The organism is Paraclostridium benzoelyticum, from assembly GCF_001006285.1.
GTDB lineage: Bacteria > Bacillota > Clostridia > Peptostreptococcales > Peptostreptococcaceae > Paraclostridium > Paraclostridium benzoelyticum.
Map to the genome: position 1 here is coordinate 1 of NZ_LBBT01000272.1, position 11,277 is coordinate 11,277.

The 11,277-nt window shown below is 29.5% G+C and carries 9 protein-coding genes and 1 pseudogene; 9 read left to right on the forward strand and 1 reads right to left on the reverse strand.

All coding sequences use genetic code 11. The annotated features are described in order from the left end of the window. Nucleotides 1-151: 151 nt before the first annotated feature. The 9 genes and pseudogenes from VN21_RS19430 to VN21_RS13955 all read left to right on the forward strand — a co-directional run. Nucleotides 152-289 (forward strand): annotated as a pseudogene (locus VN21_RS19430) (cation transporter); the annotation flags it as partial. A gap of 21 nt (nucleotides 290-310) precedes the next feature. Then, nucleotides 311-2,809 (forward strand): heavy metal translocating P-type ATPase, encoded by a 2,499-nt coding sequence (locus tag VN21_RS13920; RefSeq protein WP_226896716.1) that lies wholly within the window; start codon nucleotides 311-313, stop codon nucleotides 2,807-2,809. Between the two features lie 213 nt (nucleotides 2,810-3,022). Next, nucleotides 3,023-3,535, forward strand: a complete 513-nt coding sequence (locus tag VN21_RS13925) for an ECF transporter S component (protein WP_046823790.1) — start codon at nucleotides 3,023-3,025, stop codon at nucleotides 3,533-3,535. Nucleotides 3,536-3,775: 240 nt separating this feature from the next. Continuing rightward, entirely contained in the window at nucleotides 3,776-5,116 is a 1,341-nt protein-coding gene (locus tag VN21_RS13930) for a Na+/H+ antiporter NhaC family protein (RefSeq protein WP_152650818.1), read from the forward strand. A 205-nt stretch (nucleotides 5,117-5,321) separates the two neighbouring features. Continuing rightward, entirely contained in the window at nucleotides 5,322-6,908 is a 1,587-nt protein-coding gene (locus VN21_RS13935; RefSeq protein WP_046823791.1) for an ABC transporter substrate-binding protein, read from the forward strand. A 79-nt stretch (nucleotides 6,909-6,987) separates the two neighbouring features. Then, nucleotides 6,988-7,932: an ABC transporter permease gene (locus VN21_RS13940; RefSeq protein WP_046823792.1), complete on the forward strand. Its 945-nt coding sequence runs from the start codon at nucleotides 6,988-6,990 to the stop codon at nucleotides 7,930-7,932. Nucleotides 7,933-7,946: 14 nt separating this feature from the next. Continuing rightward, nucleotides 7,947-8,792, forward strand: coding sequence for an ABC transporter permease (locus VN21_RS13945; protein ID WP_021433423.1), 846 nt, complete (start codon nucleotides 7,947-7,949; stop codon nucleotides 8,790-8,792). Between the two features lie 9 nt (nucleotides 8,793-8,801). Continuing rightward, the gene (locus tag VN21_RS13950) at nucleotides 8,802-9,791 is read left to right on the forward strand and encodes an ABC transporter ATP-binding protein (protein ID WP_046823793.1); all 990 of its coding nucleotides are present in this window, start codon (nucleotides 8,802-8,804) and stop codon (nucleotides 9,789-9,791) included. Then, on the forward strand, nucleotides 9,772-10,728 hold the full coding sequence (locus VN21_RS13955; RefSeq protein ID WP_046823794.1) for an ABC transporter ATP-binding protein: 957 nt from the start codon (nucleotides 9,772-9,774) through the stop codon (nucleotides 10,726-10,728). Before VN21_RS13950 ends, VN21_RS13955 begins: the two co-directional genes overlap by 20 nt. A 48-nt stretch (nucleotides 10,729-10,776) precedes the next feature. On the opposite strand, the gene VN21_RS18730 is transcribed toward VN21_RS13955, so the two are convergent. Further along, the gene (locus VN21_RS18730) at nucleotides 10,777-11,043 is read right to left on the reverse strand and encodes a hypothetical protein (RefSeq protein WP_161794407.1); all 267 of its coding nucleotides are present in this window, start codon (nucleotides 11,041-11,043) and stop codon (nucleotides 10,777-10,779) included. Nucleotides 11,044-11,277 lie beyond the last annotated feature (234 nt).

Below are 11,277 nucleotides of genomic sequence, written 5' to 3' on the forward strand. Positions count from 1 at the left end.
AAATTTTATTAAAAAAAGTGTTTCAAAATACCCATAGGGGGTATATAATATTATTATAAACTATTAAATTTAAGGATGGTGAAAACCGATGAGTATAAATACAAACAAAAGTACTTATAAAATAACTGGGATGACTTGAGCAGCTTGTGCAAAAGCTGTTGAGAAAGCAGTTAAAAAATTAGATGGGGTAGAAAATCAGAGTGTAAACATAGCAACAGAAAAACTAGAGATAGAGTATGACCCGAATAAAGTTAAATTCGAGGATTTAAAGGATGCTATAGAAAAAGCTGGTTATGGTATAAAAGAAGAGGTGAAAAAAACGGAATTGTTTGAAAAAATTGATATAAAAATAGAGGGAATGACATGCCAATCTTGCGCAAAGGCAGTTGAAAGAGGTATAAAAAAATTAGATGGAGTAGAAAGTGTAAATGTAAATATAGCGACAGATAAAGCAACAATAACGTATGATGGGTCTAAAGTTAAATTAACACAAATTAAAGGTGTAATAGAAAAAGCAGGGTATAAAGTTGTAGATGAAGCTAAGCAAATTGATATAAAAATAGAAGGAATGACATGTCAATCTTGTGCAAAAGCAGTTGAAAGAGGTATAAAAAAACTAGAGGGTATTAAATCTGTAAATGTAAATATAGCAACAGATAAAGCAACAATACAGTATGATGGATCAAAAGTAAAGTTATCACAAATTAAGAGCGCAATAGAAAAAGCAGGTTATAAAGTTGTAGAAAAAATTAAAGATAATAATATAGATGAAGATAAAATAAGAAAAGAAAAAGAAATAAAGGTTCTTAAAAATAAGCTTATAATATCCATGGTATTTGCAATTCCATTATTATATATAGCTATGGGACCAATGATGCCTAAACCATTTGGACCATTACCTATACCAGAGGTTATAAACCCTATGCATAATTCACTAAACTATGCATTAGTTCAATTATTATTAGTAATACCTATAATCGGAGCGGGATATAAGTTTTATATAAATGGAACAAAAGCATTAATAACTAAAAGTCCAAACATGGATTCTTTAGTTGCAATAGGTACAGCTTCAGCGCTTATATACAGTATATATACCACTATACAAATTGCTACGGGAAAAATTGGTCATGTAGGTGGGCATGATCATCAATTATATTACGAAAGTGCTGGTATAATAATAGCACTAATATTACTTGGGAAATATCTGGAAACTAGATCTAAAGGAAAAACTTCTGAAGCTATAAAAACTCTTATGGGATTACAGCCAAAGACTGCAATAATAATAAAAAATTCACAGGAGTTAGAAATACCAATTGATGAAGTTGAAGAAGATGATATTATAGTAGTAAAACCAGGAAGTAAGATACCTGTAGATGGTATGGTAATTGAGGGACATACTTTAGTAGATGAATCTATGCTTACAGGAGAAAGTATGCCTGTTGAGAAAAAAGTTGGAGATAAGGTAACTGGAGCTAGTATAAATAAAAATGGCAATATAAAATTTAAAGCAGAAAAAGTAGGAAGTGATACTGCTCTTGCTCAGATTATAAAATTAGTTGAAGATGCACAAGGAAGCAAAGCGCCTATAGCAAAATTAGCTGATACTGTATCGGGTTATTTTGTGCCAACAGTTCTAGCAATAGCTACAATAAGTGCATTACTTTGGTTCTTTGTAGGTGGAAAAGATTTAGTATTTTCTCTAACTATTTTTATATCTATATTAGTTATAGCTTGTCCATGTGCATTAGGACTTGCAACACCGACAGCTATAATGGTTGGAACAGGTAAAGGCGCAGAAAATGGTATATTAATAAAAGGTGGAGAAGCACTAGAGTCTGCACATAAAATAAATACTATAATATTTGATAAAACAGGAACTATAACAGAAGGAAAACCTGTTGTAACGGATATTGTAACTACTAATATAGTTAGTGAAAAAGAACTTCTTCAATTTGCAGCAAGTGCAGAAAAAGGGTCAGAACATCCGCTTGGAGAAGCTATAGTAAAAAAAGGCGAGGAAGAAAAATTAGAAATTTTAAATGTAACTAATTTTAACTCTATAACAGGTCATGGTATAGAAGTAACAATAGATAAAAAGAATATATTATTAGGAAATAAGAAACTTATGGATGATAAAAATATAAGTACAAGTGAGTTAGAGACAATTTCGGATAAATTAGCAAGTGAAGGTAAAACTCCAATGTATATATCTATTGATAATAAACTAGCAGGTATAATAGCTGTTGCTGATATAGTTAAAGAAAACAGTAAAAAAGCAGTAGAAAGATTACATGAAATGGGAATTCAAGTTGCCATGGTTACTGGAGATAATAAAAAAACAGCAAATGCAATAGCAAATGAAGTTGGTATAGATATTGTTTTAGCTGAAGTATTGCCAGAAGATAAAGCAAATGAAGTTAAAAAACTTCAAGAAAAAGGTAATTTTGTAGCAATGGTAGGTGATGGAATTAATGACGCTCCTGCATTAGCTAAGGCTGATATAGGTATTGCCATAGGAAGTGGAACTGATGTTGCAATTGAATCTGCAAACATTGTATTAATGAAAAGTGATCTTATGGATGTCCCTACAGCTATCAAATTAAGTAAAGAAACAATTAAAAATATTAAGCAAAATTTATTCTGGGCATTTGGATATAATACAATAGGTATACCTGTCGCAGCAGGGATTTTATATTTATTTGGAGGACCTTTATTAAATCCTATGATAGCAGCTGCTGCTATGAGTTTAAGTTCAGTATCTGTAGTTAGTAATGCATTAAGATTAAAAAACTTTAAAGCATATAAGTAATAAAAAAGAATAGCCAAATTAGGCTATTTTTTTTACGCTTAGGTAAATTAAAATTTAATTATGAAAAATTTAGGGTAAAAATTATATATGTATATGATGATCATTGTATCCATACAATCAAAATAATAATTGTATGGGTACAATAATTATTGTATGTTTGAATAGGTTTCTTTATAATAAAAGCATAAGGAATTGATCGTGGAGGGATATAATATGCATGAGGATACAAGGAAAACAGTGATTAAGGGTCTGATGATAGCTTTAGTTTGTATTGCTACTATGGCCATACAAATACCAATACCTGGAACTGATGGATATGTTAATATTGGAGATAGTGTGATTTTTATTTCATCAATATTATTTGGACCTATAACAGGTATGATAGCAGGAGGAATCGGTTCTGCTTTTGCTGACATATTAAGTGGATATGCTCATTGGGCAATATTTACTCTGATAATAAAAGGATTAGAAGGATATTTAGTTGGAATTATAATGAAAAATAATAATACAATTATAAAAAGTGTACTTTCAACAGGAATAGGAACTTTAACAATGGTAATAGGATATTTTATAGCTGGAATATTATTAAAAGGTAGTGCTATAATTTCAGCAGCTTCTATACCTGCAAACTTAATACAAGGAATAATAAGTATGGTAATAGCTATTCCGCTTTCATATTCTCTAAGTAAAGTAAAATATGTTAAAATGTTTAAAGCTCATTCTTAGAATAAAAAATATACAAATTAAATAAAAAAGCAAGTGAATAAATATTAATATTCACTTGCTTTTTTTACACTTAATGAAATTATAATTATTGAAAAAAGTGTTTAAAATTTAACATAATTGATTTTCTCTATATTTACAAATTAGTACATAGATATTTGCAATTTTACATATTTATACAATTTTCATACAATAGATGTTGGGTTAAGAAGCTTATTCATAATGTAAAGGGAGGAAAAAATTATGGAAAATATAGACGATAATAGTCTGAATCAAAAAAAGGGAAGTGCGATAGCATTACTTCCTATAGGTGTATTTTTAATATTATTTTTAGGTAGTGGGATTTTAACTGGAGACTTTTATAAAATGCCAGCATTGACAGCATTTGTAATTGCAGCCGTAGTGGCATTTATAATTAATCCAAAAGAATCTTTAGATAATAAAATGGAAGTTTTTTTAAAGAGTGCGGGAGATAGTAACATACTAATAATGATTGTTATATTTTTATTAGCAGGAGCTTTTGGTAGTGTAGCTAAAGCAATGGGAGGGGTAGACTCTACAGTAAACTTAAGCTTAGCGATTTTACCACCAAATTTATTAGTACCAGGTTTATTTTTAATGGTATGTTTTATATCTACATCAATGGGAACATCTGTTGGAACGATTTCTGCACTAACACCTATTGCTATAGGAGTATCGCAAAAAACTGGAATACAATTAGAATTACTAGTAGCAATAATAGTTGGTGGATCTATGGTTGGAGATAGTTTATCTATGATATCAGATACAACTATAGCAGCGGCAAGTACACAAGGTTGTAAGATGAAAGATAAGGTAAAAATGAACTTCTTTATTATACTTCCAGCAGCATTACTAAGTTTTATAATAATAGCTGTAATGACAGCAGGGACAGCAGCTTCAGCTGAAGCTGGACCTTATGAAGTTATAAAAGTTGTACCGTATGTTGCAGTATTAGTTGGAGCTCTAGCTGGAGCAAATGTTTTTGTACTTCTTGCAGGAGGGGTTGTATTTGCAGGAGCTATAGGAATTTTTACAGGAACATTAGATATGTGGCAATTTATAGATGCTGTATCTAAAGGTATGGCTGGAATGCAAGAGTTATGTATATTAGTAGTTATAGTAGGTGGGGTAATAGGACTAATAAAACACAATGGTGGTATAGATTTCATATTAAATTTTGTAACAAGCAAGATAAAAAGCCCAACTGGAGCTAAGTTTGGAATAGCTTTAATTGCTAGTATAATAGATTTATGTACAGCAAATAACACTATAACTATAATAACAGCAGGACCATTAGCTAAGGACATTGGGAAAAAGTATGGTCTTGATCCAAGAAAACTTGCAAGTATATTAGATTTATTTTCATCATGTTGGCAAGGTATGATTCCTTATGGAGCTCAAATATTAACGGCTGTAGGCATTGCTGGAGTTTCATCTATAGGAGTTATTAAATTTTTATATTATCCAATATTCCTATTAATATTTGCAAGTATATCTTTATTAGTAGAATTTCCTAAATTAAGCTTTAAAAAAGAAGATAACAAAGAAAGTAGAGCTAGTTAAAATTAAAAAAACAAAAAAGGACTTATTTAAGTCCTTTTTTGTTTTTTACTAAAAAATGTCTTAAATACTTTATTCAATGTAATTGTTTTTATCTATATATGAGTAGCAAGAAATAGAAAATAACAATTTTACATATTTATACAATTTTCATACAATAGACCTGGGACTAATATCTAATATTTATACAATTTCAAGGGGGATTAAAATGAAAATTGCAAAACGATTAATATCGCTAGGACTGATCAGTACGATGTTGTTTACTGTAGGATGCGCATCCAAAGGTTCTGAAAGTAAAGACTCAGGGAAAACAAATAGTGCTTCAAGTGGGAAATCCATAACTTTAGTAGCCGGTGGAAATCCACAAACAACAAATCCATTATATGCTAACGATAGAGCATCAATGACGCTTATGAATGCTATTTATTCACCTCTATATGTTATAGAAGGTGAAGAGAAAACGTTATACTTAGCTGAAAAAGTTGATATATCAGATGATTACTTAACTTATAAGGTTAAATTAAGAGATAATTTAAAGTGGCATGATGGAAAGCCTATAACTACAGACGATATTATATATACATACAATGCTATTATGGATAAAAATCAAAATTCAATAAGAAGAGCAGATTTTTTAGTAAATGGAGAACCTGTTGAATTCAAAAAAATAGATGATCAAAATTTTGAAGTTAAATTGCCATCAGTTTTAATGTCATTTGAAGATACACTAAGTTCTTTAAGACCTATACCAAAGCATATATTTGAAGGGGAGAAAGATATAGCTAAGAGTGAAAAAAATAATTCACCTATAGGTTCTGGACCATATAAAATAAAAGAAGTAAAATCTGGAGAAAGTATACTACTAGATAAGAATACAGATTATTTCTTGGGAGATCCCAATTTAGATACCGTAGCGTATAGAATAATTCCAGATAGAAATTCAGCTACTATGGCGCTTCAAAATGGAGAAGTTCAAGCGAATTATATTAAACCAGATCAAGTTGAAACTGTATCTAAGAATAAAAATTTAGATGTAAAAATGTTTGATGAGGGAATGGTAGACAATTTAGTTTTATGTGAAGAAAATAAAGATTTAGCTAAAAAAGAAGTGAGACAAGCTATAGCTTATGCAATAAATAAAGATCAAATAATGACATCAGCTTATGGATCAGATAAATATGCTAAAAAAGCATACTCATTATTTGCACCAAATACATTATATTACACAGATGATGTTGAAAAATATGACTATAACAAAGATAAAGCTAAAGAATTATTAAAATCTGCAGGAACTGAAAATTTAAAATTAAGATTAGGATATACTAATGGAGATAAAACTTTAGAATCAATAGCATTAGTGATACAAAATAACTTAAAAGAAATAGGAATAACAGTTGATTTAGTGCCTCTAGAAAGAAGTGCATTTTTAGGCCAATTATTTACAGAAGATTTATCTACTAGAACATTTGATATGGCTATAAATGGTTATGTTATGGGGAATGAACCAGCAGGCTATGCATCTATATTTACAAATGAAGAGTCAAATAATGTACAAGGTTATTCAAATGAAGAAGTAAATAAACTATTTAAGGAAGCATCTGTAGAGACAGATAGTGCTAAAAGAGGAGAATTATATCAAGAAATTCAACAAAAAATAGTTGAAGACGTTTCATTATATCCGATAGCATACCCTAAATCTATGGTTGCTATAGATAAACAATACACAGGAATAGATGAAGCTAAATTAGTTCCGATATATATGTTCCAAGATTTATCTAAACTAAATAAGAAGTAGTGAAAATGATATATAAATTTTAGAGCTGTTTCATAATAGAAACAGCTCTTTTAAAGTAAGCTTAGATTGGGGTGACAGTATGAAAGAAAAAATTATAAAAAGACTTTTAAATATGATACCAATGTTGTTTTTTATAACTATAATATCATTTATATTAATGCACTTAGCACCAGGAGACCCACTACAGGCATACATATCACCGGATATGAATGTAGAAGATATAGAAAGAATTAGAGAAAGTTTGGGACTTAACGACCCAATAATAGTTCAATATTTTAAATGGCTATTTAACACTATACAAGGTAACTTAGGATACTCAATGGTTAATAGTAAGCCTGTGCTAGATCTTATATTGGAAAGGTTAGGACCAACTATTTTACTTTCTGGAAGTGCATTAGTAATATCTATTATGATATCAATACCAGTAGGACTTATATCAGGGTATAAGAAAAATTCAATAATAGACAAAGTCTTAAACGTAGTTTCATATATTGGAATTTCTATACCTAGTTTTTGGTTTGCAATGATGCTAATATATGTTTTTTCAATAAAATTAAATATATTCCCTAGTGTAGGGATGAGAACTATTGGAGTAGATACAACTTTAGATTTAATAAATCATTTAATATTACCCGTTACGGTTTTAAGTTTTTACAATTTATCAGTGTATATAAGATACATTCGTTCAAGTACTATAGAACAATTAAAACAAGATTATGTCACTACTCAATATGCATATGGAGCTAGCACGAAAGATATACTTTTTAAACATGTACTAAAAAATACTTTATTGCCTGTGATAACTATATTTGGAATGTCACTTCCTAGTATTTTTACAGGTACATTTATAACAGAAACTATATTTGGATGGCCAGGAATGGGACAACTAGGAGTAAATGCAATTTTTGGATATGACTACCCAGTAGTTATGGGGATAACTTTATTTTCATCGGCGATGCTGATAATCGGGAATTTGATAGCTGACATACTATATGCAATGGTAGATCCTAGAATTAAATCATAAGAGAGGGTAGTAAAATGAATGATAGAGTAATTAAAAATTTAAAGATAAATTTAAAACAAAATAAGCTAGCAATACTAGCCATTGCAATTATTGTGATTTTTACAATCGCTTCAGTTTTTGCATTTTTATCACCTTATGACCCTAATCAGATAGATCCGATTAATAGGCTTTTAAGACCGAGCCTAACACATTTATTTGGAACAGATGATGTAGGTAGAGACTATTTTACTAGATCCCTTTATGGTGGAAGAATATCACTTATGGTAGGATTTATGGCAATGATAATATCTACATTGGTAGGAACTATTATAGGGGCTATAAGTGGATATTTTGGAGGTAAAATAGATGATTTTATAATGAGAAGTATAGATATTCTTATGTGTATTCCAACATTTTTCTTAATTTTGGTTATAAATTCTTATTTAGGGGCATCAGTTAAAAACTTAATACTTATAATTGGATTTCTAGGATGGATGTCAATTGCTAGAATTGTAAGGGGAGAGACGCTATCGGTAAAAGAAAGAGAGTATGTATTATACGCAAAAGCGTCGGGACAAAGTTCTTTTAAAATAATAACTAAGCATATAATTCCAAGTATACTACCAACTATAATTGTTTCAGCTACTATAAATATAGCAACCGCAATACTATTAGAATCATCATTAAGTTTTTTAGGTGTTGGAGTAACTCAGCCAAATGCATCGTGGGGAAGTATGTTGAAAGATGCTCAAAGTTATTTGATGGATGCGCCTTACTTAGCATTTTTCCCAGGTATGTTTATATTATTGACCGTACTTAGTTTTAATTTAATTGGAGATGTGTTAAGAAATGTATTTGATCCAAAAGCAAATGACAGGTAGGTGAGAAATGTGGAAAAAATATTAGAAGTTAAAAACTTGAAAACTTCTTTCTTTACACAAGAAGGAGAAGTTGAAGCAGTTAGGGATGTTAGTTTTGATGTATTTAAAGGAGAAACTGTTGGAATTGTTGGTGAAAGTGGAAGTGGAAAAAGTATAACATCTAAATCAATAATGAGAATTATAGAGAAACCAGGAAAAATAAAAGATGGTGAAATACTTTTTGAAGAAATAGATTTATTAAAATTAAGTACTAAAGATATGAGGGAAATAAGAGGAAATAAAATATCTATGATATTTCAAGATTCTATGACTGCCCTAAATCCCCTTATAACAGTTGGAAATCAGATACAAGAAATTATAATTAGGCATCAACATTTAGATAAAAAAGAAGCTAGAGAAAAATCTATTGAAATTTTAAGAAAAGTAGGAATACCTTCACCTGAAGATAGAGTAAATAGGTATCCTCATGAGTTTAGTGGTGGAATGAGACAAAGGGTGTGTATAGCAATGGCTATAAGTTCTAATCCTAAACTTTTAATAGCTGATGAGCCAACAACAGCATTAGATGTTACTATACAAGCTCAAATACTAAATCTTTTAAAAGATTTAAATAGAGATAAAGATAGCTCTATAATGCTAATAACACATGATTTGGGCGTAGTTTACAATACTTGTGATAGAGTAGTTGTTATGTATGGCGGTAGAATAATGGAGATAGGAACGGTAGATGAGATTTTTGAAAATCCAAAGCACCCATATACCATAGGATTGTTAAAATCAATTCCAAGAGGGGTGAACACTAAAAAAGAAAAATTAACATCTATAGAGGGTACACCTCCAAATTTACTAAAACCTCCTAAGGGATGTCCGTTTTATGATAGATGTAATGAAAAAATGGATATGTGCATTGAAAGACCTGCAACAAAACTAATTAATGAAAATCATAAAGTAGACTGTTGGAAATATTCAGGAGGAAAAAATGAATTTAATAGAAGTTAAAAATTTAAAAAAATATTTTATTCAAAAAAGTGGTTTAATAAAAAAAGATGTAAAGGAAGTTAAGGCTGTAGATGATGTTAGTTTTTATATAAAAAAGGGTGAAACGTTAGGATTGGTTGGAGAAAGTGGTTGTGGAAAATCTACATTAGGAAGAACTTTAATAAGACTATATGATGTTACAGATGGTGAAATTTTATTTGATGGAGAAAATATATCTAAAAAAAATGAAAAGCATTTAAAAGAATTTAGAAAACGAACACAAACAATTTTTCAGGATCCATATGCATCTTTAAATCCTAACATGACTGTAATGGAAATCATTTGTGAACCATTAGATATACACACGAATTATTCTAAGATTGAGAAAAAAGATATTGTATATAACCTGCTTGAAAAAGTTGGATTAAAAAAAGAGCATGCAAACAGATATCCACATGAGTTTAGTGGAGGACAAAGGCAGCGTATTGGAATTGCTAGAGCACTTTCAGTAAAGCCGGATTTTATATTTTGTGATGAACCTATATCAGCTTTAGATGTTTCAGTACAAGCTCAAGTTATCAATTTACTCGAAGATTTGCAAGAAGAGTTAGGGATAACCTACTTATTTATAGCACATGATTTATCTATGGTAAAACATATATCTGATAGAGTTGGAGTTATGTATCTAGGAAAGATAGTAGAAATCGGAAGCAGCGAAGATATATACAGCAACCCTAGACACCCATACACAAAGGCTTTATTAAGTAGTATTCCAATCATCGGAGAAAAAACAAAAAAAGAAGTTTTAGATGGAGATGTACCGAGCCCTATAAATCCACCATCTGGTTGTAGGTTCAGAACTAGATGTAAACATAAAACTTTGATTTGTGAACAAAAGGAACCTGTTATGATTAAAACAGATAGCGAGCATTTTGTTGCATGTCATAACTTAAAATAAACATAAAAAAACAGGTATATATTATATACCTGTTTTTTTATGTTTATTTTAAATTTCAAATTCTTTATGTCTTATAAATTTTAAAACAAAGTTTTTACTATGACCAACTATCCATATACATAACAATGTTATAAAAAAGGCTATACCTAAGTCAAATATATCTATCATAGAAAAACTCATTCTCATAAATATCATATAAGAAGTAATCATAAAAACTATGTAATTTATACTAAATAGTAAATCTACTAATTTTTCAGACCAACCGTCTAAATATGATTTTCTCGATTTAAAAAGCTTACAGCCCATATTTTTCATTTCTGAGAAAATAGAATAAAATGAATAAATTATTACTGAAACTAAAAAAACACTTATACTATATGGAATTTTGTATATAAAGCTTATTCCCCCTGAACAAGCTAAAATGAACAAACATAGCATAACTTTTTTAAATAAATATTTAATAAACATAAATCCTAATAAACATGCTATTAAAATCAATATTAATTCCAATATATCAACCCTTTCTAAACTTTAAAATACGAAATATCA

Coding starts and splice junctions, on each gene's coding strand:
- VN21_RS13925 (WP_046823790.1), top strand. CDS start 3,023: ATGCATGAGGATACAAGGAAAACAGTGATTAAGGGTCTGATGATAGCT.
- VN21_RS13930 (WP_152650818.1), top strand. CDS start 3,776: ATGGAAAATATAGACGATAATAGTCTGAATCAAAAAAAGGGAAGTGCG.
- VN21_RS13935 (WP_046823791.1), top strand. CDS start 5,322: ATGAAAATTGCAAAACGATTAATATCGCTAGGACTGATCAGTACGATG.
- VN21_RS13940 (WP_046823792.1), top strand. CDS start 6,988: ATGAAAGAAAAAATTATAAAAAGACTTTTAAATATGATACCAATGTTG.
- VN21_RS13945 (WP_021433423.1), top strand. CDS start 7,947: ATGAATGATAGAGTAATTAAAAATTTAAAGATAAATTTAAAACAAAAT.
- VN21_RS13955 (WP_046823794.1), top strand. CDS start 9,772: ATGAATTTAATAGAAGTTAAAAATTTAAAAAAATATTTTATTCAAAAA.
- VN21_RS18730 (WP_161794407.1), bottom strand. CDS start 11,043: ATGAAAAATATGGGCTGTAAGCTTTTTAAATCGAGAAAATCATATTTA.